The following is a 26,212-nucleotide window of genomic DNA, read 5'->3' on the forward strand; positions in this document are numbered from 1 at the left end:
GACATGTCAGAGCAGCACCCGGTACTGGTGTCCGGCGGATCCAGCGGCCTCGGCGCCGCGCTGGTCGGCGCACTCCACGACGCCGGCAAGCCCGTCGTGGTGCTGGACAAGCAGGCGCCGTCCGGGCCGGCCACCGACTTCCGGCTGGTCGACGTCTCCGACAGCGCGGCCACCGAGGAGGCGGTGCACGCGCTGGCCAAGCGCACCGGCGGGCTGGCCGCCGTGGTCACCGCGGCCGGCATGGACCACTGCGGGCCGATCACCAGCCTGTCCACTTCGGACTGGGAGCAGGTGGTGCGGGTGAACCTGATGGGCACCGCCGCCGTGGTCCGCGCCGCCGTGCCGTACCTGGAACGCAGCCGTGGCCGGGTGGTCACCGTCGCCTCCACGCTCGGGCTGCGGCCGGCGGGCGACGCAACCGCCTACTGCGCGGCGAAGTTCGGCGTGGTCGGGTTCACCCGCGCGCTGACCATGGAGCTCGCCGGCCGCGTCGGGGTGACCCTGGTGGTGCCCGGCGGCATGCGCACGGCGTTCTTCGACGACCGCGATGAGCAGTACCTGCCGGCCGACCGCACCATGCTCAACCCACCGGAGAACGTCGCGAACAGCATCGTGCACGTGCTCGACCAGCCGGCCGGCTGCGAGATCCGGGAGCTGGTCATCTGCCACGAGCGCGAGCCGTCCTGGCCGTGAGGAGGAGCACCCGTTGCTGACCGCAACCGAGACCGCTACCCAGACCATCGACATCACCGACCCCGCGACCGGCGACCCGGTCGGCCGGTTCACGCCGGCCACGCCGTCCCAGGCGGACTCGGCCGTCGCGACCGCCCGCGCGGCCCTGGTGGACTGGCGACGCACCCCGGCCGCCGAGCGCGGCGCCGCGCTGCGATCGGCGGCCGCGGCGCTGCGGGCAGGAACGCCCGAGCTGGCCGAGATCCACCAGCGGGAGACCGGCCGTCCGCGCGACGAGGCGGTCGAGGCGATCGGTGCCGGGGTGTCCACCCTGGAGCAGTACGCCGAGCTGGGCCCGGTGCACCGCGGCCACAGCCTGCACGGCGCCTGGTCGGCCACCGACCTGATGATCCCCGAGCCGCGGGGTGTCGTGGTGGCGCTGACCCCGTGGAACGATCCGGTCGCGGTCGCCTGTGGACTGCTCGGCGCCGCGTTGGTCACCGGCAACACGGTGGTGCACAAGCCGAGCGAGCGCTGCCCGCACACCGGGCGGCGGCTCGGTGAGTTGCTCGCGGAGTCCTTCCCGGACGGGGTGCTGACCACGCTGACCGGCGCGGGGGAGACCGGCGCGCACCTGGCCGGGCACCACGACGTGGACGTGGTCGCGCACGTCGGCGGGGTCGCCACCGGCCGGAAGATCGCCGAGGCCACCGCCCGCACCGGCGCGAAGACCCTGCTGGAGAACGGCGGCAACGACCCGCTGCTGGTCGACGGTGACGTCGACCCGCGCTGGGCGGCGGAACAGGCCGCGCTCGGCGCGTTCGCCAACGCGGGCCAGGTCTGCGTCTCGGTCGAGCGGATCTACGTGCACCAGCGGATCGCGACCCCGTTCCTGGACGCGCTGGCCGCGGCGGCCGAGCGCTGGTCGCACCGGCTGCCGCCGCTGGTGGACCGGGCGCACCGGGACGCCGTGCACGAGCACGTGCGGCAGGCCGTCGACGCGGGTGCGGAGCCGCTGGCCGGTGGGCTCGTCCCGGACGGGCCGGGGGCCTGGTACCCGGCCACCGTGCTGTCCGGCTGCACGCACGAGATGCCGGTGCTGACCGAGGAGACGTTCGGCCCGGTGGCGCCGGTGGCGGTGGTGCGGGACTTCGACGAGGGTCTGGTCGCCGCCGCGAGCGGCCGGTACGGGCTCGCCGCGACCGTGCTGACCTCGGACCTGGCGCACGCGCACGAGGCGTACCGGGCGCTGCCGGTCGGCACGGTCAAGGTCAACGACGTGTTCGGCGGTGCGCCAGGCGGTGCGGCGCAGCCCAGGGGCGCGAGCGGTACCGGGTTCGGCTACGGCCCTGAGCTGCTCGACGAGCTGACCACCACGAAGGTCGTGCACCTCACCGCGCCGGGGAGCGCGTGATGAACGAGCGCCCGACCCGGCATCCGGCCGCCGACCTCGGCGCGCCGCCGGACTGGTCCGCGATCCGGCGGATCCTGGTGGTGCGCGCCGACAACCTCGGTGACGTCGTACTCGCCACCCCTGCACTGCGCGCCCTGCGCCGGGCCGCGCCGCACGCCGTGATCGACCTGCTCGCCTCCCCGGTGGGCGCCACCGTCGCGCCGATGATCCCCGCCGTGCGCGAGGTGATCACGGTGTCCGCGAGCTGGCAGCAGGCCGGCGGCGCCGCCGGTTCCGCGCACGCGGCCGCGGCGAAGGAGAGCTGGCTGGTGGAACGGATTCGTGGCCGCCGCTACGACGCGATGCTGGTGTTCACCTCGCACGGCCAGTCCCCGTGGCCGGCCGCGCACGTCGGGATGCTCGCCGGCATCTGCCTGCGTGCCGTGCACTCGACGGAGTTCGGCGGCGCCGTCGCCACCCACTGGGTCACCCCGCCGCCCGAGGGCACCCACCAGGCCGACCGCTGCCTGCACCTGCTCGGCGCGCTCGGCGTGCCGCCCGCCGGCCCGGACCTGGAACTGTCCATCCCGCACACCGACCGCGCGCCCGGCCGCGCGTTCGCCCTGCTCGCGCCCGGCGGTTCGTGCCCGAGCAAGCGCTACCCGGCCGACCGGTACGCGGACGTCGCCCGGCACGTCGCCGAGTCCGGTCTCGCGGTCCTGGTCACCGGGTCACCGAAGGAGGCCGCGCTGGTCGACGAGGTGGTCACCGGTGCGGCGCACCCGGACGTCGCCCCGCTCGGCGACGTCACCGTGCCCGAGCTGGCCGGGGTGGTCGCGGCGGCGGACGTGGTGCTGTGCAACAACTCCGGCTGCCTGCACCTGGCCGACGCGGCCGGCACGCCGGTGGTCGCCACCTACGCGGGCACCGAGCGGCTGACCGACATGCCGCCGAGGAACACCACCGCGGAGCTGCTGTCCCGGCCGGTGCCGTGCGCGCCGTGCCGCCAGTTCCGCTGTCCGTACCACCAGGAGTGCCTCGACCTCGACCCGGCCGACGTCGCCGCCGCGGCGCTCCGGCTGACCACGGAGGTGACGGTGTGATGGATATCGACCTCCCGGCCTTCCTGGCCGAGCGGCGGCCGACCGTGCTCGTCGTTGGTGACGTGATGCTCGACGAGTGGCTGACCGGTAGTGCCGATCGTCTCTGTCGGGAGGCGCCCGCGCCGGTGGTCGCCGTGGACCAGCGGGTGACCGCGCCCGGCGGGGCGGCCAACACGGCGGTGAACCTGGCCGCGCTCGGCGCCGAGGTCGCCATGGTGTCCACGGTCGGCGAGGACGACGCCGGCATCGAGCTGCTCGCCGCGCTCCGGAAGTCCGATGTGGACACCTCACTCGTCGAGGTCGGCGACGGGCGCCGCACCACGACCAAACGTCGCGTGGTCGCCGGCGAGCAGGTCGTCGTCCGTCTCGACGACGGTGACCGCGACCAGAAACCCCTGTCCAGTGTGGACGGACTGGTCGCGGCGGCCGGGCATGCCGACGCGATCGTGCTGTGCGACTACGGCACCGGCCTGCTCGCGGGCGACACGCTCGACCGGCTCCGGCTGGCCCGCGAACGACTCCCGCTGCTCGTCGTCGACGCGCACGAGCCGGCACGCTGGGCCGACCTGCGCCCCGACGTCGTCACCCCGAACGCCGGCGAGACCGAGACCGTGCTCGGCGTGCCGATCCCGCGCGAGGGCCAGGTCGAGTTCCTCGACCGCCACCGCGACCGGCTGCTCGCCGGGACCGGCGCGGCGGCCGTCGCGGTCACCCTCGACCGGGACGGCGCGGTCCTGCTGGACGGCGACCGGCCCGTGCACCGCACCTGGGCCCGCCCGGTGCCGGACAACCACACCGCAGGCGCCGGCGACACGTTCTGCGCCGCGCTGACCACCGCGCTGGGCGCCGGACTGTCCATCGTGGTCGCCGTCGAGCTGGCGCAGGCCGCCGCCGACGTCGTGGTGCACCGGCCGGAGACCGCGGTCTGCTCGGTCGCCGACCTCACCGAGCGGCTCGGCGCCGGCTCGCCGCGGCTGCTCGACCACGACCGGCTCGCCGAGCTCGTCGCCGAGCACCGCGCGGCCGGGCGGCGGATCGTGTTCACCAACGGCTGCTTCGACGTGCTGCACCGTGGCCACGTCAGCTACCTGAACGAGGCCAAGCGGCTCGGCGACGTGCTGGTCGTCGCGATCAACTCCGACGCGGGCGTGGCCCGGCTCAAGGGCGCGGACCGCCCGGTGAACGGCCTGGCCGACCGCGCCGGCGTGCTCGCCGGGCTCAGCTGCGTGGACCACCTCACGGTGTTCGACGAGGACACCCCGGCCGCGCTGCTGGAGCGGCTGCGCCCGGAGATCTACGCCAAGGGCGGCGACCACCGCGCGGAGCTGCTCGCCGAGACCGACGTGGTGCACGGCTACGGCGGCGAGGTGCGGATCCTCGGCTACCTACCGGACCGCTCCACGACGGCCGTGATCGACCGGATCAGGAACGGGCACTGAAGCCCCGCTCACAACCGCGTGGCCGTGCGGACCAGCCCGGCGAGGGCGCGGGAGCGGCTGTGCGGCGGCCAGGCGAGAACGGTCGTGACCTGGGTCGCGTCGACCAGCGGGACGGCGACGTGCCCGGACCACAGCCAGGCGCGGGCGGACTCGCAGATGACGGCCAGGGCACGTCCGAGGGCGATCGTCTGCGCCAGCTGCGACTGGTCGTGGATCTCGGGGCCGGGGCCGGGCGGATAGCTGCCGTCGGGGTTCGGCCAGCGCGCCATCGGCAGGCCCGGCACGTCGCTGACCTCGGCCAGGGACAGGGAGGTGCGCGCGGCGAGCGGGTGCCCGGCGGGCAGGACGACGACCTGCTCCTCGGTCAGCAGGTCCTCGGTGCCGAAGCCGGCGAGCGAGTCGAACGGCCGGTGCGTGAGCGCCGCGTCGGCCCGGCCGTCGCGCAGGTACTGGCCCTGCTCACCCATCCCGCACAACCGCACCTCGACCTCGGCCGCGTCGGGTTCGGCGGCGTGGGCGTGCAGTACGCCAGGCAGCTCGCGGACACGAACATCCTGATCAACGCCGCCTGCCCGGGACTGGTCGCGACCGACTTCACCGGCTTCCACGGGCGCCCGCCCGAGGACGGCGCGATCGCCGCGATCCGGCTCGCCACGCTGCCCGGCGGCGGCCCGACCGGCACGTTCCACAACGACGAGGGCGTCATCCCCTGGTGACCCGACCGGCCGCGGCCAGCGCGTCGGCCGGGGTCAGCGCCAGCAGGCCCTCGTGCACGGTGTCGCCGAACGGGTCGCCCAGCACCCCCGCCCACAGCACCGCGTGCGGGCCGTCGGGCGGCCCCCACCGATCCGGCGGCGTCGGCCCGAACAGCAGCACCGACGGCGTGCCGTAGGCGGTCGCCAGGTGTCCGGCGCCGGTGTCCCCGCTGACCACCAGCGCGGCGTCGGCGACCAGCGCCGCCAGTTCGGCCAGCCCGAGCCGGCCGGCGAGCACCGCGCCGTCCGGCAGTCCGGCGCCCGCCGCCACCGCCGACGCCAACTCCCGCTCCTCGCCGCTGCCGGTCACCACCACCCGGTGACCCGCGGCGGCGAGCTTCGCGGCCACCTCGGCGAACCGGTCCGCCGGCCATCGCCTCGGCGGCACGCTCGCGCCCGGGTGCACGACCACCGCACCCGGTGCCACACTCGCCACGGCGGGTCGCTCCAGCGCGAGGTCGGCCGGGTCGGCCGGGATCCCGTACCACTCCAGCAGCCGGCACCAGCGCACCCGCTCGTGGGTGTCCTCGTGCCACTCCGGCCCGTCCAGCCAGGGGAACGCGTCGTGCCGGTGCGCCAGCAGCCGCCCGGGGCCGGTGGCGGCCAGGTCGGCGGTGCTCTCCGGTCCGGCGCCGTGCAGGTTGACCGCGACCGACGGCCCTGGGTCCGACCAGGTCAGGGAGCCCAGCCGCGGTGTGGGAACCAGCCGGCCGACCGAGCCGGTGAGCGGCACCAGGTCCGCGAGCCAGGCCGGCGCGGCCAGCGCGATCCGCCGGTCCGGGAACGCGCGACGCAGCCCGCGCAGCGCCGGCACCGCGACGAGCAGGTCACCGATCCCGAGTGCGCGCAGCACGAGTACGTCCCCTGTCACGGGCGGTAGGTACCCCTGCGGCGCCACCCGTACACCCCGGCGTTTGTTCTTCTCCTCGCTGGGCATTCGACGGCCATGACCGACCCCGATGTCGACGTGGTGATCCCCACCAGGAACCGTCCGGTCGAGCTCGCGACCACCCTGGCCGGGCTCGCCGCGCAGACCCACGAGCGGTTCCGCGTGCTGGTGAGCGACCAGTCCGACGACGGGCCGTCCTACGACACCCCGCCCGCGCGCTCGTTGGCCAGGGTGCTGACCCTGGGTGGCCGGGAGACCAGGTTCGTCCGGCACCTCCCGCGCCTCGGCCTGGCCGAGCACCGCGCGTACCTGCTGTCGGAGTCGACGGCGGCGTACGTGCTGTTCCTCGACGACGACGTGTGGCTCGAACCGGCCGCGCTGGCCAGGATGCGCGCGGCGATCGGGACATTGGGCTGCGGTTTCGTCGGCGCCGCCGTCCAAGGTCTGTCCTACGTGGACGACGAGCGGCCGTGGCAGCTGGAGCCGTACGAGGAGTGGCTCGGCCCGGTCCGGCCCGAGCGGCTGACCCGGGGCGACCACGACCGGGTGTCCCTGCACTCCGCGGCGAACCCGTACCACCTGGAACGCCGGCTGAACCTGGCGCCGGGGGAGTGGCGGGCGTACAAGGTCGCCTGGGTCGGCGGCTGCGTGCTGTACGACCGGGCGAAGCTCGTCGAGTGCGGCGGTTTCGACTTCTGGCCGGACCTCCCGGTGGACCACGCCGGCGAGGACGTCGGCGCGCAGTGGCGGGTGATGGCCCGCTACGGCGGCGCGGGCGTGCTGCCGACCGGCGCGATCCACCTGGAGTCCCCGACGACCGTGCCGGACCGGCAGGTGGAGGTGACCGAGGTGATCGGAGAGTTCGCTTCATGAGGGTGCTGCTGTGGCACGTACACGGCTCCTGGACCGACGCGTTCGTCCGCGGGCCGCACCACTACCTGCTGCCCACGCTCCCGGAACGTGGCCCGTGGGGCGGCGGCCGGGGCGGCCGGGACTGGCCGGCCGAGGAGGTTCCGGCCGACCGGCTGCGGGACACCGACGTGGACGTCGTGGTGCTGCAACGCACCGAGGAACTGGAGCTCGCGGAGGAGTGGCTCGGGCGGCGGCCCGGCCGCGACGTGCCGGCCGTGTTCGTCGAGCACAACACCCCGAAGGGCGCGGTGCCCAACACCGAGCACCCGCTGGCGGACCGCACCGACCTGCCGATCGCGCACGTCACCCACTTCAACGAGTGGATGTGGGACAACGGCCGCGCCCCGACCCGGGTGATCGAGCACGGCATCACCGAGCCGTCCGCCCGCTACACCGGTGAGCTGCCCCGCGCGGGCTTCGTCACCAACGAGCCGGTCCGCCGCTGGCGGGTGACCGGCAGCGACCTGCTGCCTCGGTTCGCCGAGGTCGCGCCGGTGGACGTGTTCGGCATGGGCCTCGACGGGCTGACCGAGAAGCTGGGCCTGACCGACGACCGCCTCGGCCTGATGGGCGACCTCGAGCACGACCGCCTGCACCCGGAGCTGGCCCGGCGCCGCGCCTACCTGCACCCGCTGCGCTGGACGTCGCTCGGGTTGTCGCTGATCGAGGCCATGCAGATCGGCATGCCCGTGGTGTGCCTGGCGTCGACGGAAGCGGTCGAGGCGGTGCCCCCGGAGGCCGGGATCCTGTCCACCCGGATCGACGTCCTGGCCGACGGCCTCCGCGAGCTGGTCGCCGAGCCGGAGCTGGCCGCCCGGATGGGCAAGCAGGCCCGCGAGTACGCGCTGCGCCGCTACGGCCTGGCCCGGTTCCACGCGGACTGGGACCGGCTGCTGGCCGACGTCACTCCTTGATGGTGGCCGCGAACGCCGCACCGACCTCGTTCGGCCCGCGGTACTCGCGTTCCGGCATCAGCATCAGGCACCCGAGCAGGTCCTCGTCGGCCCCGCGCCGGCGCGCGTAGTCGACCAGCCCGTCCCGGGTCGCCGGGAAGCCGATCCCCGCGACCATCTTCTGCGCCTGGGTGTGCGTGGGTTGCATGTCTTGCGCGTACCACCCAACCCGAGAACGAAAACGGTTGGGCGCCGCCGAACCGGGCACCCGGCGACCATGACCGAGAACCCAGGACGCACCGAGCACCCGGAGGACCCCGCCGAGGGCTCCCGAGACGAGGGCGAGGAGGCCGAGGAGCGGGTCCGCGAGGAACAGGAGCGCGACGACGAGGAGGAGACCTGACAGTCAGCCGCTCGCCGGTCAGGACCGGCCGCGGGAGGGGGTCTGCTCCTCCACGCCGTGCCGCAGCGGAGTGGTGTGCTCGGCCGCGGTCGACGGCCGCACCGGCGAGCCTCCCCGGGTGCCGGTGACCTCCGGCGCCTGCCGCGGGTCTCCCGGTGCCGGTTCCGCGCCGTGTTCGAGCTCGTCAAGGCGGGCTGTGAGCAGCTCCAGCACCGGGGTCCGGTTGCCGTGCGCACGCTCGTGGTCGATCAGGGCGCGGAGCTGTTCCTCGCCGACCGAGCGGATGCGGTGCCGCAGGTCGCCGAGCGTGAGTTGGTCGTAGTCCGGCAGCGGCAGATCGTGTGCCATGGATGTTCCTCCTGATGTTCGGCGAAACCGGCGGGCTACCCGTCGGGAACCGGCGCAAACGGCAGGCCCCGACACGACCGCGACACGACCGCGACCTGGTGCGGACGGCACCCGGACACGCGCCGAGCACTCTCGGCGGCATGACCCGAGCACAGCCGACCGGAACCACCGAACCGACCGCCGGACACACCACCGGGCCCAGGACGCACGTGCCCGCGCTGGACGGGTTGCGCGGCGTCGCGATCATCGGGGTGCTGGTGTTCCACTCCGGTCACCTGTCCGGTGGCTTCCTCGGCGTCGACCTGTTCTTCGCCCTGTCCGGGTACCTGATCACCGACCTGCTGCTGCGTGAGGTCCACGCGACCGGAACCGTGTCGCTGGTCGCCTTCTGGGGCAGGCGGGTCCGCCGGCTGCTGCCCGCGCTGGCCACCGTGCTCGCCGCGGTCACGGTGCTGGTCTGGGCGGTCGGGCCGCCCGACCTGGTGCGAACGACGCTCTCCGACGGGCCTTGGGTGCAGCTGAACCTGGTCAACTGGCACCTGCTCGCCGAGTCGGCGAGCTACTGGGACAGTTTCGGGGCGAGCCGGGTGTTCGAGCACCTGTGGAGCGTCGCGGTCGAGGAGCAGTTCTACCTGGTGTGGCCGGCGCTCCTGCTGGTCGTCGCGCCCCGCGGCCGGTCGTGGGTCGCGGGGGTGGCCGGAGTCGGCTCGGTCCTGTCGCTGGTGTCGATGGTCGTGCTCGTCTCGGCGGATCCGACGCGGGTCTACACCGGCACCGACACCCGGGCGTTCTCGCTGCTGCTCGGCGCCCTGGTCGCCACCCTGCCGGTGTACGCGGTCGGCCGATGGGCCGGTGGTGTGCTGGCCGTGCTGGCGACTGGGCTCGGGGTGTCGTGGCTGCTCGTCGACGGGGTGGACTCGCCGTGGCTGTTCACCGGCGGACTGTTCGCGCACTCGCTGGCGTCCGCCCTGCTGATCTGGCTGTGCGTGCGCGCGCCCAGGACCAGGGTTGCCACCGCTCTCGCGTGGCGGCCGCTGCGGTGGCTGGGCCTGGTCTCCTACAGCCTGTACCTGTGGCACTGGCCGGTCCTGGTGCTGCTCGCGCCGGACGGCTGGCCCGGGACGGCGGTGGCGTGCGGGGTGTCGGTGGGCCTGGCCGCGCTGTCGAAGTACCTGGTCGAGGACCCGATCCGGTTCCGCGCGACGTGGGCGAGGGGCCGGAGCGGAACGTTCGCTTTCGCCGCGGTCATGGTCGTGCTGGCGGTGCTGTGGCTGGTGCTGCCCGCGCCGGCCCCGCCCACCATCGAGGTCACCGACCTCGGGTGATCACCGGATCAGCGGGCACGTCCGCCGCACGTCCGACTCCCGGGTCGGCTGGACGAAGTCGATCCGCACCCGCGTGCTCCGTGATCCGCCACCCTGCACGTGGGCACCCAGCGCCGTGCACACGAGCTGGTCGATGCCCAGCGGCGTCACGTCGTGGATCGTCAACGGCACCATCAGGTGGATCACGCCCGGCTCGGTGGTCACCACGACCCGCGGCGGCGCGCCGGCGGCGATCTCCGAGTGCAGCTCCGAGTCGCTTCCCACCCCGGTCAGCAGCAGCGACGTCGCCTCGGTGACCGTGCCGAGGCGGTCGGTTGGCCGCAGCTGCGGCACGAGCCGGCCGTCCGGGTCGACGAAGTACAGCGTCACCCCGGGCGCCACGCCGGTCGGGGCGTCACCGGCGTCGGCCAGCCCGGACGGCTGTACCCCGCAGCCCGCGAGCAGCACCAGGACCACCGCCAACCAGATCCGCCTCACGCGTCCTCCCCGTGTCGAGGCAGCCGGAGCACGAACCGTGCGCCGCCGCCCTCGGCGTTGCCCGCGGTGAGGTCGCCGCCGTGCAGGCGCGCGTTCTCCAGCGCGATCGCCAGCCCGAGCCCGCTGCCCGGGGTGCGGGTGCGGGCGGCGTCTGCCTTGTAGAACCGGTCGAACACGTGCGGCAACACCTCCTCGGGCAGCCCCGGCCCGCCGTCGGTGACCTCGACCCACACCTGTTCCCGGTCGGCCAGGACCCGCACGCGCACCGGCGGCCCACCGTGCCGCAACGCGTTGCCGACCAGGTTCGCCACGATGACGTCCAGCCGGCGCCGGTCCGCCAGCGCCACGATCCCCGCCGGGGCCGCCAGCTCGACCCGGTCCAGCCAGCCCCTGGCGCGCAGGCAGTCCCGTACCGCGGCGGCCACGTCGACGTCCTCCACCCTCGGCCGCGCGGTGCCCGCGTCGAACCGGGACACCTCCATCAGGTCCTCGACGAGCCGGACCAGCCGGCGGGTCTCGGTGATCGCCAGCCGCGCGGACTCGTTCGCGTCGGCGTCCATTCCGTCCGCCGCCGTCTCCAGCACCTCCATCACCGCGGTCAGCGTGGCCAGCGGTGTGCGCAGCTCGTGCGAGACGTCGGCGGCGAACCTCCTCGCGTCGGCCTGCATCCGGCTCATCGTCGCCATCGACGCCTGGAGCGACGCGGCCATCTCGTTGACGGTGACGGTCAGCTCGGCCAACTCGTCGGCGCCCTGCGGCTCGGACCGCGCCCCGAGGTCACCCGCGGTGAGCCGGCGCGCGGTGTCGCGGAGATCGCGCACCGGCCGCAGCACGCCGCGCGCGGCCAGCAGCGCCAGCAGCACCGCCAGCGGCAGCGCCAGCGCGGCGGTGCCGATCGCCGATTCGGTGAGCCCGTCGATCCGCTCCTCGACCTCGCTGAGGTCGCGCACCGCGTACACCTCGATCCCGGACGGCGTGCGCGCCCCGTCCGGCGAGGTGGCCACGACGGGCGTGCCGACCAGCAGCCACGGCGTGTCGTCCTCGGTGACGATCCGCTGGGTGACCAGCCGCCCCCGGTCGCGCACGGCGCCGCGTAGCTCCTCGGTGACCAGGCCGGTGTCCGCGCCGTCCACCGACCGCAGGTCCCGGTAGGTCACCAGCGTGTTCGGCCCGGCGGCCGCGCGCAGCCGGTCGAGCGCGGCCTGGTCGGGCGGGTAGGTCAGCTGCGGGGCGACCGCCGCGACCTGGTCGGCGACGGTCTCGGTGAGCCGCCGCTGGGTGGAGTCGACCAACGCCCGGCTCGCCGACCCGGCGCTTGACCAGGCCGCCGCGGCCGCGCCGAGCACGGTCACCAGCACGAAGGCGACCAGCAGCCGGGCGCGCAGCCCACGCGGCCGCCAGGTCACAACGGCCCGAACCGGTAGCCGAACCCGCGCACGGTCTGCACGTACTCCGGGGTCGCCGGGTTGGTCTCGATCTTCGCCCGCAGCCGCTGCACGCAGTTGTCGACCAGCCGGGAGTCGCCGAGGTAGTCGTGCTCCCACACCTCCTCGAGCAACTGCTGACGGCTGAACACCCGGCCGGGCGCGCGAGAGAGGGTCAGCAGCAGCCGTAGCTCGGTCGCCGTCAGCGACACCGGCTCGCCGCGGGAGGTCACGGTCAACGCCGTGGTGTCGATCCGCAGGTCGCGATGCACCCGCACACCGTCGGCGGAGCCGGTGCCCCGGCGCAGCACCGCCCGGATCCGCGCGTCCAGCACCGTGGGCTGCACCGGCTTGACCACGTAGTCGTCCGCGCCCGCCTCCAGCCCGCCGACGACGTCGAAGTCGTCGCCGCGTGCGGTCAGCATGATCACCGGCACCGCCGAGGACTCCCGGACGCGGCGGCACACCTCGAACCCGTCGATTCCCGGCAGCATCAGGTCGAGCACCACCAGGTCCGGCCCGGACGCGCGCAGCTCGCGCAGCCCGTCCTCGCCGGTGTCCGCCGTGCGCACGTCGTGGCCGTGCCCGCGCAGTGCGAGCTGGAGCCCGCGCCGGACCAGGGGATCGTCCTCGATGAGCAGTATCGCCGCCACCCGGTCGAGTATGGACAATGCCCGGCGGGTTCCGCGCCGCGGCGGTCCCCCTGCGACACAACCGCGACACGGCGGCGGTGGGGCCGGGACACCGCGCCGGCACCGTCGTCGGCATGACCAAGACCGCATCTCTCGTCGTCGGCCTGCTCCTGCTCACCGCCGCCTGCTCCACGCAGCCGGCCGCCGAACCCGACCAACCCGCCACGGAGTCACCCAGGATCCTCCTCCTGGGCGACTCCGTCGCGGCCGGTGAGGCGCTGCCGCTGGCCGCCGCGTTCGAGGCCAGTGGCGTCGCGTTCCAGTCCGTCGCCGCCACCGGCGGCGGCAACATCGTCGGCCCGAACGCCGAGGAGAACTGGAAGGAACTGCCCGAGCAGATCGCCTCCGCCGACCCGACGGTCGTCGTCTACCAGCTCACCACCTACGACTGGGGCACCCGCCAGGAGCAGCGGGCGGCCTACGACAAGCTCCTGACCACCGTCACCGACGCCGGCGCCGAGCTGGTCTTCGTCACCTCACCCCCGATCAGGCCCGACGACTTCTACGAGCCGCACATGCCCGACCTGACCCGCGCCCCCGACGTCGCCCGAGCCGTCGCGTCCTCGGGCGGGGCCACCTTCCTCGACGCCACCGCCGTGTGGGGCGAGACCTACGAGCGGACCAGGGACGGCAAGCCCGACCGCAGCACCGACGGCATCCACACCTGCCCGCAGGGCGCCGCCCGCTTCGCCAACTGGCTGCTCACCGAGCTGGCGGAGCACCCGGGCGGCTTCACCCCCGCGGATCCGGAGACCTGGGCCAACACCGGCTGGTCCGCCGACGAGCTGTTCCGGGGCTGCTGACCGTCAGCCGGCCGGCTGGTCGGGGATGCCGCTGTCCGGCGGCGCGTCCTCGGCCGCCGAGTCGTCCTCCTCGATCGGGGCGTCGCCGATGTCGGTGACCAGGACCGGGGTGAGCTCCTCACCGACGCCGCCCTGGAGCCGGACCACCTGCATGCCGGAGATGCCCATATGGCTGTCCGCGGAGAAGCGGAACGGGGCCAGCGCCGGGCCCTCGAACCCGCCGCCGTGCTCCTCGATCGCGGCCACGATGCCCTCGCGGGTCAGGTCCTGGCCCGCGGCCTGGAGCGCCTGCACGAACGTGTACGCCTGCGACATCCCGTACACCCGGTAGTTCGTCAGCTCGCCCTCGCCGCCGTGTTCGTCCCACACGCGTTGCCACAGCTTCATCCACGGGTTGTCCGGGGCGTCGACACCGGGGATGTACTCGGTGGTCAGCACGCCGTCCAGCAGCCGGGAGCCGTCGGTCACGGCGCCCTCGGAGAACCGCGCCAACAGCGAGCCGACCAGCGCCGGGTCGGACCCGACGTTGCTGTAGAACCACGTCGGCTTGTAGTTCAGGCGCAGCGCCGTCAGCTGGCTCAGGGCGGTGTAGGACGGCACGTTGAACCCGAGGATCACGTCCGCGCCGGCCGCCTGCAGCGCGGCGATCTGCGGGGCCACGTCCGTGTTGCCGGACTGGTAGCGCTGCACCTCGACGATCTGGTCCTCGATGAACTGGCGCGCGCCCTTCTCCCCGTCCCGGCCGAAGTCGTCGTCCTGGAGGAACAGGCCGACCTTCGCGTCCGGCATGTTCTCCGCGACCCACTGGCCGATGATCTTGCCTTCGCTCTCGTAGTCCGTCTGCCAGCCGAACGTGTACGGCCGGTCCGCCGGCGCGTCGCCCCACTGCAGCGAGCCCGACGAGACGAACAGGTCCGGCACCTCCTCGCCGTTGAGGAAGTCGACCACGGCGCTGTGCGTCGCCGTGCCCAGGCCGGCGACCATGGCGAAGATCTCGTCGCTGAGCACCAGTTCGTTGGTGACCTGGCTGGTGTTGGTCGGGTTGTACGCGTCGTCGCGCACGATGAACTCGATCTGCCGGCCGTGCACACCGCCGTTCGCGTTCACGAAGTCGTAGTACGCCTGGTGCCCGCTGGGGATCTCGCTGTACCCGGGCGCGGCGACGCCGGTCAGCGGGAAGTGCGCGCCGATGGTGACGCTGTCGTCGGTGACGCCGACCGTCGAGCCCTCCGCCGGCGCCTCCTCGCGTTCCTCACCCGCGCCGCACGCCACCACCAGGGTGCCGGTCGCCAGTAACGCCGCGAATCTCGTCCATCGCTTCATCTTTCCTCGCCTCCTTGGAAGTTCCCGACGTCTTGACGGCGCGGCGGCGGGCGGCGGCGGCGCGGATCCCGCCGACGATCCCGGCCGGCGCGAACAGCACCACGAGCATCGTGACCAGGCCGTAGGTCAGCGGCGCCAGCTCGGCGGCGCGCACGTCGGTCAGCCCCAGGTCCTGCCCGAGGCCGGTGACCAGCTGCGGCACGAACGTCAGCATCGCCGCGCCGATGAGCGCGCCGGTCAGCGTGCCCAACCCACCGAGGACGATCGCGGACAGCAGCAACAACGACAGGGTCAGGGTGAACCCGCTTGGCGCGGCGATCCTGGCCGACAGCGCCAGCAGCCCGCCGGCGAGGCCGGCACACGTCGCGCTGACCACGAACGCGAGCACCCGTGCGCGGCCGAGGTCGATGCCGGCCAGTTCGGCGGCGACCTCGTTGTCCCGCACCGCCCGCCACGTCCGGCCGACCCGGCCGCGCGCCAGGTTCGCCAGCAGCACGAACGTCACCACCAGGCAGAACCAGCCGAGGTAGCCGAGATACCGGCTGCGGCTCATGTCCTGGCCGGTGACGAAGAAGACCGCGTCGGCGAACCACGGCGGGATGTCCGGCACCCGCACGTTCAGGCCCTGCTCGCCACCGAGCGTCCCGCTGAAGTACACCGGGATTCCGGGGACCGCCACGGCCAGCGCCAGCGTCGCGCCGGCCAGGTACGGGCCGTGCAGCCGGGCGGCGGCGACCCCGACCACCGCACCGGCGACGAGCGTCACGAGTGCGGCCGCCAGCAGGATCACCGGCAGCGGCAGCGGGTCGCCACCCTGGAGCATCAGCGCGGCGGTGTAGGCGCCGATGGCCATGAACGCGCCGTGGCCGAGCGAGATCTGCCCGTTGAGTCCGATCAGGATGGTCAGGCCGGCGCCGGCGATGCCGTAGTAGGCCATCGACGCGAACTGCGCGTTGCGGAACGGGCCGGTGCTCTCCAGCACGACCACGACGACCAGCATTCCCAGCACGGCGAGCGTGAGGTGCCGGCGCAGTGTCGACCTCCCGAGCAACCGGTCCATGTCACACCCTCCGCTCGCGGACCTGGGCGAACAACCCGCCCGGACGGACCAGCAGCACCGCCATCAGGATCACCAGCGACGCCAGCGGCACCAGCTCCGAGCCGACGTACCCGCTGACCAGGCTCAGCGACAGCCCCAGGATCACCCCACCGGCCACCGCACCCGGCGGGCTGTCCAACCCGCCAAGCACGGCCGCCACGAACCCGTACACCACTACACCGTCCATGTAGGACGGATGGACCAGGCCGCCGCCGGCGATCAGCAGGCCGGACAGCGATCCGACCACCGCCGCCAGCGCCCAGCCGAGCGTCAGCATCCGGCCCACCCGCACACCGAGCAGCCGCGCCATCTCCTGGTTGAACGCCGACGCCCGCATCCGCAAGCCCACGTCGGTGCCCCGGAACAGCAGCACCAGCAGCACCATCACGCCGACCACTGACAGGATCGTGAACACCCCGAACCCGGTCAGCGCGATCGTGGTGTCGCCGACCTGGAAGCCGCGTAGCCCGAACGGCGCCGGGAACGACCGGTACCGCGCACCGAAGATCAGCGCGGCCAGCGCGTGGATCACGATGAACAGCCCGAGCGTCAGGATCACCGCGTTGATCTCCGACTTCCCGGTCAGGTGCCGGATCACGAACCGCTCCACGAGCGCACCGAGCACCAGCCCGCTGACCAGCGCGGCCGCGAAGCCGACCCAGTACGACATCCCGGCGTCGATCAGCACCAGCGCGATGTAGGTGGTGATCATCGCCATCGGCGCCTGCGCGAAGTTCACGATCCTGGTCGCGCGCCAGATCAGCACCAGGGCGAGCGCGAACGCGGCGTACACCGCGCCGAGGGTCAGTCCGGTGAGGACCGTGGTGATCAGCTGCTGCACGTCGACCCCCTTTCGCTAGAACCCGAGGTACGCGTGGCGGAGCGCGTCGTCCCCGGCGAGCGCGGCCGCGGTGTCCCGCACCACCACCCGTCCCAGGTTGAGCACGACGCCCCGGTCGGCGATGGACAGCGCGCTGCGCGCGTTCTGCTCGACGAGCAGCACGGTCAGCCCGTCGGACTCGACGAGCGAGCGCAGCAGGTCGAAGATCTGCGCCACGATCCTCGGCGCCAGCCCGAGCGACGGCTCGTCGAGCAGCAGCACCGACGGTGCGGCCAGCAGCGCTCGCGCGATCACCAGCATCTGCCGCTCGCCGCCGGAGAGCACGTGCGCGGACCGGCCGCGCCGCTCGGCGAGGATCGGGAACAGCGCGTACGCGCGGTCCAGGTCCGCGGGGCCCCGCCGTCCCCGGCCGAGCGCGCCGAGGCGCAGGTTCTCCTCGACGGTCAGCTCGGTGATCACGCCCCGGCCCTCCGGTACGTGCGCGAGCCCGAGCTCGGCCATCCGCTCGGTCGGCACCGAGGTCAGGTCGTGCTCGCCGAGCCGCGCGGTGCCCCGGGTGGGCCGGATCAGCCCGGAGACCGTACGCAGCAACGTCGTCTTGCCGGCGCCGTTCGCGCCGAGCACCGCCGTGATCTCGCCGCGCGGGGCCTCGAAGCTCACCCCGTCCAGCGCGGTCACCGGCCCGTAGCTGGCGGTCAGGTCGTCGACGGTCAGCATCAGCCCACGTCCTCGCCGAGGTAGGCGTCCAGCACCGCCGGGTGCTCGCGGATCTCGTCCGGTCCGCCGCGCGCGATGACCTTGCCGAAGTCGAGCACCACGATGTCGTGGCAGACGCTCATCACCAGGTCCATGTGGTGCTCCACCAGCATCACCGACATCCGCGCGGTCAGCCGTCCGATGAGCTCGCCGATCTCGGCCATCTCGTCGTTGGACAGACCGCTCGCCGGCTCGTCGAGCAGCAGCAGGTCCGGGTCGCCGGCGAGCGCCCTGGCGAGCGCGACCCGCTTGCGCACCGGGTAGGGCAGGCTCGCCACGGGCCGCCGCGCCACGTCGGCGATGCCCAGCTCGTCGAGCATCGCCATCGCCCGCTCTGTCAGCGCGCGTTCGTCGCGGCCGTGCCGGGGCAGGGCGAACAGCCCGGACCAGAACGAGGTGCGCGCGTGCCGGGTCGCGCCGACCAGCACGTTCTCCAGCACGGTCATCCGGTCGAACAGGCCGAGATCCTGGAGCGTGCGCGCGATCCCGTGCCCGGCGAGCTGGTGCGGCCGCAGGGCACGCAGCTCGGTGCCCCGCCAGCGCAGCCGTCCCTCGTCCGGCCGGACGAACCCGCACGCGACGTTGAACAGCGTCGTCTTGCCGGCCCCGTTCGGCCCTATCACGCCGAGCACCTGGTTCGGACCGACCGCCAGCGAGACGTCCGACAGCGCCACGAGGCCGCCGAACGTGACCGTCACGCCGGACATCTCGAAACCCGTCTCCGCTGCCAACGCACGGCTCCCTACCCTGGGATGTGGTGGGCACCACTGTGGTGCGCGGAGCACGACCGGCGACATAGGCGCGGCGCACAAAATCGGTCGTGCGAATCGACCGGATTCGTGCCGGTGGTCTGGTTCTTCTGTGCGCTCGGTGCCACGCTGAGCCGATGGACGTGGCGCCCGCTCCCGCGATGGAGCAGCTGATCTCCCGGGCGTGGGCGTCGCTGCTCGACCAGGCCGACGCGATCGCCGACGACATCACCCTCACCCTGCTCGAGCGCGACCCGTACTGGTCCGAGCAGCGCCCGGACCGACAGGCCGACCTGCGCGCCAGCACCCGCGAGCACGTGCGCAGCGGCATCCGCGCGATGGCCAGGCTGGCCGGCACCGACCACCGGGCCACCGACGTGTGGCGGGAGACCGGCCGGCTGCGGGCCCGCCAGGGCGTGCCGATGGACCGGGTGCTCAGCGCGTACACCCAGGGCACCCGGACCCTCTGGGAGGCGCTGCTGCGGCAGGGCTGGGACGAGAAGGAGCGGATCAACGAGCACGTGCTGGTGCTGGCCGGCCAGCAGCTGTGGGCCGCGCTGGACGTGCAGAACGCCGTGCTGGTCGAGGCCTACCGGCGCGAGGCCAACCGGTTGCAGCGGCAGAACCTCCAACGCCAGCAGAACTTCCTCGACGGGCTCGTGGAGGGCAGGGGAGCGGACCCCGAGTTCGCCCGCGAGGCGCGGGAGGCGCTCGGCATCGGCCCGGACGAGCAGGTGGTGTGCGTGGTCGCCCCGTTCGCCGACCCGCTGGACGAGCCGCTGCGCGCGCCGGAGGACCGGCTGGAGCGGGTGGGGGTCAGCTCGCACTGGCACGTCCGCGAGGGCAACGTCTTCGGTCTCGTGCCACCCGGGACGCTGTCGGTGCGCCAGCTCGTGCGCGCGTTGGAGCCGTGTGTCGCCGGCCGGGTCGGCCTCGCGCCGTCCGGTGACGGGCTGGCCGGGTTCGCCACCGCGTACCGGCTGGCGTCCCGGACCGCGGAGTCGCTGCCGCGCGGCACCCAGCGGGTGGTGCCGCTGACCGACCGGCTGCCGGAGGTGCTGCTGGCGGGCAGCCCGGAGGTTGTCCCGGTGCTGGTCGCCGAGACCGTCGGCCCGCTGCTGGCCCAGCCGGCGCCGCTGTCGCGAACGCTGCTGGAGACGCTGTCCGCGCTGCTGGCGCACGACGGGTCGCCGACCCACGCGGCGGCCGCCCTGTACTGCCACCGCAACACGGTCATCTACCGGATGAAGCAGATCGAGTCGCTGACCGGCCGGAGCCTGTCGCACCCGCAGGACAAGCTGGAGCTGTCGCTCGGCCTACTGGCCACCGGCCGGAACTTCACCGACCGGGCCTAGATACCGGGAGCCCTTGACAACGACACCGGGCCGACGTTAAACGTTTAACATGACCGCATCGCACCGGAGGCCGACGACCCGTGAGGTCGCCGCGCTCGCCGGCGTGTCGGTCGCGACGGTCTCCTACGTGCTCAACGGCAAGGACGGGCGCGTCGGGGAGGAGACCAGGCGGCGGGTGCTCGCCGCCGCCGACGAGCTGGGCTACGTGCGCAGCTCCTCGGCGCGCAGCCTGCGCCTGCGCCGCACCGAGCGGGTGTGCCTGGTCGTCGGGTCGATCGGGGTGCCGGCCTACGACCAGCTCGCCCGCGACCTGTCCGCCGCAGCGGACGAGGCCGGGTACGGCGTGATGACGATCGTCGTCGACTCGCCCGCCCGGGCGGACAAGGCGGTGGACCTGCTGCGCCAGCACGTCGCGGACGGGGCGGTCGTCGCGCCGTCGGTGCCGCTGGCCGACGCGCAGCTGCGGGCGCTCACCGGCAGCCGGCTGCCGCTGGTGGTGATGAGCAACGCGGTCGCCCCGGACGGCTTCGACGTGGTGCGCACCTCGGAGGCGGCGGCGTGCGTCGAGGCGTTCGACCACCTGGCCGCCACCGGCCGCCGGCGCATCGCCTACCTCGCGCACGAGCACGAGCTGACCGGGCGCCAGCCCTCCGAACGGCGGGACGCCTACCTCGACGCGCTCGACCGGCACGGGCTGGGGCCGGAGCTCGTGGTTCCCGGCGCGGACGACCGGGTCGGGGCGTACCGGGCGGTCGAGGCCCTGCTCGCGCGGCCCGACCGGCCGGACGCGATCTTCGCGGCGTCCGACCGGGCCGCGATCACCGCGATCCTCGCCCTCCGGGACGCCGGCCTCGCCGTCCCGGAGGACGTCGCCGTAGTCGGCGTCGGGAACCTCGAGGAGGGGCGGATCACCCGCCCGCCGCTCACCACGGTCGGCCCGCCGGCCATGGACTTCCACGACGTCGCGCGGCTGCTGTTCGACCGCGTGCTCGCCGACGAGACGCCGTTCGACCGGGAGATCACCACCTCCTGGTCGTTCATCAGACGCGGCTCGGCCTGACCCCCGAGCCTGCCGACCACCAGACACGTTCCAACGGAGGGACCGTCATGGCACTCGACAACCCGATCTCCCGCCGGCACGCGTTACGGCTCGCCGGCACGGCGGCGGCGGCCGCGGCGGCGACCCCGCTGGTCAGCTCCTGCGGCGCGGGCGCGCCGAAGTCCGAGGCGGGCGGCGACGCGTTCACCGTGTACTGGAACGCCGGTCACGGCTACCAGGCCTACGAGAAGGTCATCGACGAGTTCGAGCAGGCGCACGGCGTCACGGTCAACTTCCAGAAGTACCAGTGGCCCGACCTGCGCACCCGGATCCTCGCCGACTTCGCCTCCGGCACCGTGCCGGACGTGGTCGAGTCGCCGGACGTGTGGGCGATCGAGTTCGCCGTCTCCGGCGACGCCCGCTCGTTGCGGGACTTCGTCGACCAGGACGGCGCCGAGATGGGCTTCCCGGACGACTGGCTGCCCAAGACCGTCGAGCGCAACACCTACCAGGGCGAGGTCTACGGCATCCAGGTGCACTACACCTGCACCACCCTGGTCTACAACAAGCGGATGCTCGACGACGCCGGCGTCACCCCGCCGTCCACCTGGGACGAGCTGCTGGCCGCGGCGAAGGAGCTGACCGGCGGCGACGTGCACGGCCTGGCGCTGAACCAGGACTACTCCTACGCGTGGCCGTGGCTGCTGCAGAACGACGTGCGCCTCTACGACCCGGAGACCAGGCAGCTGCTGGTCGACCGGGCCGCCGCCGAGGAGGCGTTCCGGTTCCAGGCGGACCTGGTGCACCGGCACAAGGTGTCCCCGGTCCCGGTGCCCAGCACCGACTACGCGGGCCCGCAGAAGCTGCTGTCCGCCGGGCGCGCCGCCATGATCATCACCGGGCCGTGGGACCTGATGCCGATCGCCGGGACCAGCCCGGACCTCGAGCTGGGGGTCGCGCCCGCGCTGCGGGGCGCCAGCCAGGTGACCAGTTCGGCCGGGGCGAGCGCGTTCGTGCCGGCCAAGGCGAAGCGACCGGAGCTGTCCTGGGACTTCCTCAAGCGGATCACCGCGCTGGAGACCGAGCGGGCGGCGACCGAGGAGGCCGGCATGCTGATGCCGCGCAAGTCCTGGGCGACCTCACCGGAGGCCACCTCCGACCCGCACATCAAGGCGTTCGCCGAGAACCTGCCGCTCGCCGAGGACTTCCTCCTCGACCTCGCGCCGACCGGCAAGTCCGGCGAGGTCTCCGACACCCTGTTCAAGAACCTGTACCAGTCGATCGTCGTGCAGAACACGCCGGTGTCCGAGGCGCTCGCCACGTTCGACGCCGCCGCCAAGCGCGCCCTGGCCGGGTAGTCCATGGCCAACCGGCCGAGGCGGCGGCGCGACGGGCTGTCCCGTCGCTACACGCGCACCGCGTATCTGATGCTGCTGCCGGCGATCCTGTTCTTCGCGGTGTTCACCTACCTGCCGATCGGCAACCTGCTGACCACCAGCGCGCACAGCGGCCCCCAGGCGGACGTGTTCGCCGGCCTGGACAACTACAGCCGGGCGGTGTCCGACCCGGCGGTGCGCCACTCGTTCGTGATCACGGTGATCTTCGCGCTGGTCACCACGGTCGGCGCGATCGTGCTCGGGCTGGCCCTGGCGATGCTGCTGGACAAGCCGCTGCGCGGGCGGGTGGTGTTCCGGGCACTGCTGCTGGTGCCGTACCTGACGTCGGTGGCGATCGTCGGCCTGCTGTGGCGCAACATCCTCGACCCCGGTCTCGGCATCCTGAACCGGCTGCTCACCGCGCTGGACCTGCCGCCCCAGCAGTGGCTGATCACCCACCCGCTGGAGACGATCATCGGTGTGATGCTGTGGCAGCACGTCGGCTACGCGATGGTGCTGTTCCTGGCCGGCCTGCAGGGCATCCCGGACGTGTACTACGAGGCGGCCACAGTGGACGGCGCAGGCCCGGCGCGGCGGTTCCGGCACGTCACGCTGCCGCTGCTGATGCCGACCACGCTGTTCGTGTCGATCATTTCGGTGATCACCGGGTTGCAGGCGTTCGGGCAGGCGTACATCATCACCGACGGCGGCCCGGCGAACGCCAGCGACCTGTACGTGTTCCACGTCTTCAACGTCGCGTTCGAGGCGCGCGACTTCGGCTACTCCTCGGCACTGTCGTTCCTGCTCGTCGTGGTGATCCTGGCGTTCACCGTGGTGCAGCTGCGGTACGGCAGGCGCAACGAGGTCCAACACTAGGAGCGCGCCGTTGCTGAACCGGATGTCCACCGCCGGCCGCGTGCTCGCCTACGTCACGCTGCTGGGGGCCAGCGCGATCACCGTGCTGCCGCTGCTCTACATGGTCTCGCTCGCACTGCAGACCGAGGCCGAGTCGCTGTCCGGCGACCCGGTGCTGATCCCGGAGACCCCGATGTGGGGCAACTTCCTGGAGCTGTTCGAGCGGGCGCCGTTCGCCAACTTCATCGTCAACAGCCTGGTGGTGGCCGGCGCGATCACCGTGTCGCACCTGCTGTTCGACCCACTGGTGGGCTACGTGTTCGCGAAGTTCCGGTTCCCGTTCCGGAACACGCTGTTCCTGCTGGTGATCGCGACGATGGCGATCCCGTTCTTCGTCAAGATGATCCCGCTGTACGTGATGATGTCGAACCTGGGCTGGCTGGACACCTACCAGGGGCTGATCACCCCGTTCCTGATGGACGCGTTCGGGATCTTCCTGATGCGCCAGTTCATCCAGCCGGTCCCGGACGAGCTGATCGACGCCGCCCGCATCGACGGGGTCGGCGAGTTCGGCATCTACTGGCGGATCGTGCTGCCGCAGGTCAAACCGGCGCTCGCGGTGCTCGGCGTGTTCACGTTCGTGTTCCAGTGGAACGAGTTCCTCTGGCCGCTGGTCGCCACCTCCACCGAGGAGATGCGCACGATCCCGGTCGGGCTGACGCTGTTCAGCCAGGAGTACTTCACCATCTGGAACCTCACCGCGGCCGGCGCGGTGCTGCTGTTCCTGCCGACGGCGCTGCTGTTCCTGGCCAGCCAACGGTTCTTCGTCCGCGGTATCGCCATCACCGGCATGAAGTAGGGGGAGCTGTGCGCGACCGTCCGAACGTCATCGTGTTCTTCACCGACCAGCAGCGCTGGGACACCACCGGGGTGCACGGCAACCCGCTCGGCCTCACCCCCAACTTCGACCGGATGGCCACCTCCGGCACGCACGTGGCCAACGCGGTGACCCCGCAGCCGGTGTGCGCGCCGGCCCGCGCGGCGATCCAGACCGGCCGCTACCCGACGACGACCGGCGTTTTCCGCAACGGCATCCCGCTGCCGCCGGACGAGCGGACGCTGGCGCACCACTTCGCCGACGCCGGCTACGCCACCGGCTACGTCGGCAAGTGGCACCTCGCCGGTACCGACCCGGTGCCGCCCGCCGAGCGCGGCGGCTACCGGCACTGGTCGGGGGCGAACCTGCTGGAGTTCACCTCCGACGCCTACCGGACCGTGGTGTTCGACGAGGACGGCGACCCGGTCGCGCTGCCCGGGTACCGGTCCGACGCGCTCACCGACGAGGCCATCCGGTTCGTCGCCGACCACCACGACGAGCCGTTCTTCCTGTTCGTGTCCTACATCGAGCCGCACCACCAGAACGAGGTGGACAACTACCCGGCACCGGAGGGCTACCAGGAGCGGTACGCGGGCCGCTGGCTGCCGACCGACGTGGCGGCGCTGACCGCACCGGGCGACGTGGCCCGCCAGCACGTCGCCGGCTACTGCGGCCAGGTGAAACGCCTCGACGAGTGCCTCGGCCGGCTGCTGGACGCGCTGCGCAGCCTGGATCTCGCCGACGACACGATCGTCGCGTACACCTCCGACCACGGCTGCCACTTCCGCACCCGCAACGACGAGTACAAGCGCTCCTGCCACGACGGCTCGATCCGGGTGCCGCTGGCCTTCCGCGGCCCCGGCTTCGACGGCGGCGGCCGGGTCGACGCCCCGGTGTCCACCCTGGACCTCGCACCGACCCTGCTCGACGCCGCCGGCCTGCCCGTGCCCGAGTCGGTGCAGGGCCGGTCGCTGCTGCGCGGCGAGCCGGCGACGGAGTCGTTCATCCAGGTCAGCGAGTCCGAGGTGGGCCGGGGCATCCGCACGCCGAGGTGGAAGTACCACGTGGTGGCGCCCGACGCCGACCCGTGGGCCGAGTCGGGTGCGGACCGGTACGTCGAGCACGAGCTGTACGACCTGGACAGCGACCCGGCCGAGCTGACCAACCTGGCCGGCCTGGTCTCGCACCAGAAGGTCGCCGAGGCACTGCGCGAGCGCCTGGTCCGGCGGATGGTCGAGGCGGGGGAGCGGGCACCGGTGATCGAACCGGCGCCGCCGCGCTCCGACCAGCAGCGCCAGGTGGACCCGACCGTGCGGACCTGGGACGTGCGCCCTACCCGCTTCGGTCACCAGCCGAAGACTCGGTAGTCGCGGTCGCGGCGGCGTGCGCGGCGCCCCGCCCGGCGGCCCTGGCCACGACCGATCCGCCGTGCACGCGGACCGCGGTCTCGGTGTCGTCGCCCGGGTCGGCCACCCCGGCCGCGGCCGCGAGCAGCCCGTCCTCGTCGAGCACGATCCGCACCCGCGGCAGGGCGTCCGGCGCGAACACGCGGCGCAGGCACCGGGTGAGGTCGGCGATCCGCAGCCGAACCAGCCGCCCGGTCTCGGCCGGGTCCCCGGTCACGACGCCCACGGTGACCCGGTCACCCGGCCGGGCGGCGCGCACGGCCTCCTCGGCCGCGCTCAGCCGCCGGGCGCCGAGCACCGCCACGACCCCGTCCTCGTCGAGCCGCACCGGGTGACCGGTGACCTGGTCCACCAGGTCGGCCGGCGGCGCCCAGTCCGCCCGGCACGCCTCGGCCGGTGCCACGAGCGGAAGGTGCGGCGGGTCCCAGCCGTCCGCGAGGTCGATCCCCGCCAGCTGTTCGCACGCCCTCGTCACGTCGAACGGATCGCCGAACCCCGGCGCGGTGTCGGCCAGGTGTCCCGCGCCGGTGAGCAGCGTCAGCACCAGCTCCGCCAGCCGCACCCGCCGCGTGCCCGGCGCCTCCAGGGCGAGCCCGAGCAGCATCGCCTCCAGCCGGGCGACCTCGCCCAGCGCGGCCCTGGCCGGCTCGTCGTCGAGCACACCGGCGAGCGAGCGCAGCTGCAGGTGCCCGGCGGTGGGGCTGTCCCCGGCCAGCGGCAGCCGCTCCAGCCAGACCCTGGCGAACGCCCCGAGCGGTTCCGGCGAGAAAGCGGGGGCCGGGCCGGTGTCCTCCCGCTCGACCAGGTCCACCAGCACCGCGAGGTACAGCGCCCGCTTGCTCGGGAAGTTCGAGTACACCGCGCCGCGGGTCAACTCGGCCCGCTCGGCGATCCGGTCGATCTTGACCTCCGCGTACCCGCGCGCCGCGAACTCCGCCCGCGCCGAGGTCAGCACGGCCGCGCGCGTGCGCTCCTGCTGCTGTGCCCGAGTCAACCGGACCATCGCGC

29 protein-coding genes are annotated in these 26,212 nt (G+C 73.4%); 16 read left to right on the forward strand and 13 right to left on the reverse strand.

Annotation, left to right across the window (positions count from 1 at the left end; translation table 11 throughout):
* Positions 1-3: 3 nt before the first annotated feature.
* Genes JT362_RS10275 through rfaE2 form a run of 4 tightly spaced genes read left to right on the forward strand, consistent with a single transcriptional unit; the run spans position 4 to position 4,607 of the window.
* Entirely contained in the window at positions 4-693 is a 690-nt protein-coding gene (locus tag JT362_RS10275; protein ID WP_260191044.1) for an SDR family oxidoreductase, read from the forward strand.
* 13 nt (positions 694-706) lie between these two features.
* On the forward strand, positions 707-2,086 hold the full coding sequence (locus tag JT362_RS10280) for an aldehyde dehydrogenase family protein (protein ID WP_260190859.1): 1,380 nt from the start codon (positions 707-709) through the stop codon (positions 2,084-2,086).
* Positions 2,086-3,168 carry a glycosyltransferase family 9 protein gene (locus JT362_RS10285; RefSeq protein ID WP_260190860.1) on the forward strand — a complete coding sequence of 361 codons (1,083 nt, stop codon included), beginning with the start codon at positions 2,086-2,088 and terminating at the stop codon, positions 3,166-3,168. The genes JT362_RS10280 and JT362_RS10285 overlap by 1 nt, the downstream gene beginning before the upstream one ends.
* Positions 3,168-4,607 carry a D-glycero-beta-D-manno-heptose 1-phosphate adenylyltransferase gene (gene rfaE2, locus JT362_RS10290; protein WP_260190861.1) on the forward strand — a complete coding sequence of 480 codons (1,440 nt, stop codon included), beginning with the start codon at positions 3,168-3,170 and terminating at the stop codon, positions 4,605-4,607. Before JT362_RS10285 ends, rfaE2 begins: the two co-directional genes overlap by 1 nt.
* 8 nt (positions 4,608-4,615) lie before the next feature.
* Here rfaE2 and JT362_RS10295 read toward each other — a convergent pair whose 3' ends face one another.
* Positions 4,616-5,215 (reverse strand): LysR substrate-binding domain-containing protein, encoded by a 600-nt coding sequence (locus JT362_RS10295; protein WP_311202683.1) that lies wholly within the window; start codon positions 5,213-5,215, stop codon positions 4,616-4,618.
* Between JT362_RS10295 and JT362_RS10300 the strand changes: the two genes are divergently transcribed.
* On the forward strand, positions 5,120-5,323 hold the full coding sequence (locus JT362_RS10300) for a Rossmann-fold NAD(P)-binding domain-containing protein (RefSeq protein WP_375546478.1): 204 nt from the start codon (positions 5,120-5,122) through the stop codon (positions 5,321-5,323). The two genes, JT362_RS10295 and JT362_RS10300, sit on opposite strands and share 96 nt — an antisense overlap.
* On the opposite strand, the gene JT362_RS10305 is transcribed toward JT362_RS10300, so the two are convergent.
* Positions 5,310-6,233, reverse strand: coding sequence for a glycosyltransferase family 9 protein (locus JT362_RS10305; protein WP_260190862.1), 924 nt, complete (start codon positions 6,231-6,233; stop codon positions 5,310-5,312). The genes JT362_RS10300 and JT362_RS10305 overlap by 14 nt on opposite strands.
* 75 nt (positions 6,234-6,308) lie before the next feature.
* Between JT362_RS10305 and JT362_RS35385 the strand changes: the two genes are divergently transcribed.
* Positions 6,309-7,124, forward strand: coding sequence for a glycosyltransferase (locus JT362_RS35385; protein WP_311202684.1), 816 nt, complete (start codon positions 6,309-6,311; stop codon positions 7,122-7,124).
* The gene (locus JT362_RS10315; protein WP_260191045.1) at positions 7,121-8,077 is read left to right on the forward strand and encodes a glycosyltransferase; all 957 of its coding nucleotides are present in this window, start codon (positions 7,121-7,123) and stop codon (positions 8,075-8,077) included. Before JT362_RS35385 ends, JT362_RS10315 begins: the two co-directional genes overlap by 4 nt.
* On the opposite strand, the gene JT362_RS10320 is transcribed toward JT362_RS10315, so the two are convergent.
* Entirely contained in the window at positions 8,067-8,264 is a 198-nt protein-coding gene (locus JT362_RS10320) for a DUF2795 domain-containing protein (RefSeq protein WP_260190863.1), read from the reverse strand. The genes JT362_RS10315 and JT362_RS10320 overlap by 11 nt on opposite strands.
* A 69-nt stretch (positions 8,265-8,333) precedes the next feature.
* On the opposite strand from JT362_RS10320, the gene JT362_RS10325 reads away from it, so the two are divergent.
* Positions 8,334-8,459, forward strand: coding sequence for a hypothetical protein (locus JT362_RS10325; protein ID WP_260190864.1), 126 nt, complete (start codon positions 8,334-8,336; stop codon positions 8,457-8,459).
* A gap of 18 nt (positions 8,460-8,477) precedes the next feature.
* Here JT362_RS10325 and JT362_RS10330 read toward each other — a convergent pair whose 3' ends face one another.
* On the reverse strand, positions 8,478-8,807 hold the full coding sequence (locus JT362_RS10330) for a DUF8129 domain-containing protein (protein ID WP_260190865.1): 330 nt from the start codon (positions 8,805-8,807) through the stop codon (positions 8,478-8,480).
* 140 nt (positions 8,808-8,947) lie between these two features.
* On the opposite strand from JT362_RS10330, the gene JT362_RS10335 reads away from it, so the two are divergent.
* Positions 8,948-10,132: an acyltransferase family protein gene (locus JT362_RS10335; RefSeq protein ID WP_260190866.1), complete on the forward strand. Its 1,185-nt coding sequence runs from the start codon at positions 8,948-8,950 to the stop codon at positions 10,130-10,132.
* Here JT362_RS10335 and JT362_RS10340 read toward each other — a convergent pair whose 3' ends face one another.
* The 3 genes from JT362_RS10340 to JT362_RS10350 are packed head-to-tail and all read right to left on the reverse strand — an operon-like array spanning position 10,133 to position 12,686.
* A complete protein-coding gene (locus JT362_RS10340) occupies positions 10,133-10,609 on the reverse strand; it encodes a GerMN domain-containing protein (protein WP_260190867.1) in 477 nt (158 codons plus the stop codon).
* A complete protein-coding gene (locus JT362_RS10345; protein WP_260190868.1) occupies positions 10,606-12,015 on the reverse strand; it encodes an ATP-binding protein in 1,410 nt (469 codons plus the stop codon). The genes JT362_RS10340 and JT362_RS10345 overlap by 4 nt, the downstream gene beginning before the upstream one ends.
* The gene (locus JT362_RS10350) at positions 12,012-12,686 is read right to left on the reverse strand and encodes a response regulator (protein ID WP_260190869.1); all 675 of its coding nucleotides are present in this window, start codon (positions 12,684-12,686) and stop codon (positions 12,012-12,014) included. The genes JT362_RS10345 and JT362_RS10350 overlap by 4 nt, the downstream gene beginning before the upstream one ends.
* Before the next feature lie 17 nt (positions 12,687-12,703).
* Between JT362_RS10350 and JT362_RS10355 the strand changes: the two genes are divergently transcribed.
* On the forward strand, positions 12,704-13,528 hold the full coding sequence (locus tag JT362_RS10355; RefSeq protein ID WP_260190870.1) for an SGNH/GDSL hydrolase family protein: 825 nt from the start codon (positions 12,704-12,706) through the stop codon (positions 13,526-13,528).
* A gap of 3 nt (positions 13,529-13,531) precedes the next feature.
* Here JT362_RS10355 and JT362_RS10360 read toward each other — a convergent pair whose 3' ends face one another.
* Genes JT362_RS10360 through JT362_RS10380 form a run of 5 tightly spaced genes read right to left on the reverse strand, consistent with a single transcriptional unit; the run spans position 13,532 to position 18,254 of the window.
* Positions 13,532-14,851 carry an ABC transporter substrate-binding protein gene (locus JT362_RS10360; RefSeq protein ID WP_260190871.1) on the reverse strand — a complete coding sequence of 440 codons (1,320 nt, stop codon included), beginning with the start codon at positions 14,849-14,851 and terminating at the stop codon, positions 13,532-13,534.
* Complete coding sequence (locus JT362_RS10365; protein ID WP_260190872.1) at positions 14,781-15,911, reverse strand: branched-chain amino acid ABC transporter permease; 1,131 nt, start codon at positions 15,909-15,911, stop codon at positions 14,781-14,783. Before JT362_RS10365 ends, JT362_RS10360 begins: the two co-directional genes overlap by 71 nt.
* A 1-nt stretch (position 15,912) precedes the next feature.
* Positions 15,913-16,791, reverse strand: coding sequence for a branched-chain amino acid ABC transporter permease (locus JT362_RS10370; protein WP_260190873.1), 879 nt, complete (start codon positions 16,789-16,791; stop codon positions 15,913-15,915).
* Positions 16,792-16,806: 15 nt separating this feature from the next.
* On the reverse strand, positions 16,807-17,508 hold the full coding sequence (locus tag JT362_RS10375; RefSeq protein ID WP_260190874.1) for an ABC transporter ATP-binding protein: 702 nt from the start codon (positions 17,506-17,508) through the stop codon (positions 16,807-16,809).
* A complete protein-coding gene (locus tag JT362_RS10380; protein ID WP_260191046.1) occupies positions 17,508-18,254 on the reverse strand; it encodes an ABC transporter ATP-binding protein in 747 nt (248 codons plus the stop codon). Before JT362_RS10380 ends, JT362_RS10375 begins: the two co-directional genes overlap by 1 nt.
* Before the next feature lie 179 nt (positions 18,255-18,433).
* On the opposite strand from JT362_RS10380, the gene JT362_RS10385 reads away from it, so the two are divergent.
* From JT362_RS10385 to JT362_RS10410, 6 genes are read left to right on the forward strand one after another with little or no spacing between them, the layout of a single operon-like run.
* Entirely contained in the window at positions 18,434-19,651 is a 1,218-nt protein-coding gene (locus JT362_RS10385) for a PucR family transcriptional regulator (RefSeq protein ID WP_260190875.1), read from the forward strand.
* A 49-nt stretch (positions 19,652-19,700) separates the two neighbouring features.
* Entirely contained in the window at positions 19,701-20,711 is a 1,011-nt protein-coding gene (locus JT362_RS10390; RefSeq protein WP_260190876.1) for a LacI family DNA-binding transcriptional regulator, read from the forward strand.
* A 47-nt stretch (positions 20,712-20,758) separates the two neighbouring features.
* The gene (locus JT362_RS10395) at positions 20,759-22,048 is read left to right on the forward strand and encodes an ABC transporter substrate-binding protein (protein WP_260190877.1); all 1,290 of its coding nucleotides are present in this window, start codon (positions 20,759-20,761) and stop codon (positions 22,046-22,048) included.
* Between the two features lie 3 nt (positions 22,049-22,051).
* Positions 22,052-22,942: a carbohydrate ABC transporter permease gene (locus JT362_RS10400; RefSeq protein WP_260190878.1), complete on the forward strand. Its 891-nt coding sequence runs from the start codon at positions 22,052-22,054 to the stop codon at positions 22,940-22,942.
* A gap of 10 nt (positions 22,943-22,952) precedes the next feature.
* The gene (locus tag JT362_RS10405; protein ID WP_260190879.1) at positions 22,953-23,780 is read left to right on the forward strand and encodes a carbohydrate ABC transporter permease; all 828 of its coding nucleotides are present in this window, start codon (positions 22,953-22,955) and stop codon (positions 23,778-23,780) included.
* Positions 23,781-23,788: 8 nt separating this feature from the next.
* Positions 23,789-25,165 carry a sulfatase family protein gene (locus tag JT362_RS10410; protein WP_260190880.1) on the forward strand — a complete coding sequence of 459 codons (1,377 nt, stop codon included), beginning with the start codon at positions 23,789-23,791 and terminating at the stop codon, positions 25,163-25,165.
* On the opposite strand, the gene JT362_RS10415 is transcribed toward JT362_RS10410, so the two are convergent.
* On the reverse strand, positions 25,131-26,207 hold the full coding sequence (locus tag JT362_RS10415) for a TetR/AcrR family transcriptional regulator (protein ID WP_260190881.1): 1,077 nt from the start codon (positions 26,205-26,207) through the stop codon (positions 25,131-25,133). The genes JT362_RS10410 and JT362_RS10415 overlap by 35 nt on opposite strands.
* Positions 26,208-26,212: the final 5 nt, after the last annotated feature.

The sequence above is a fragment of the Actinophytocola gossypii genome (assembly GCF_025165815.1).
GTDB classification, from domain to species: domain Bacteria; phylum Actinomycetota; class Actinomycetes; order Mycobacteriales; family Pseudonocardiaceae; genus Actinophytocola; species Actinophytocola gossypii.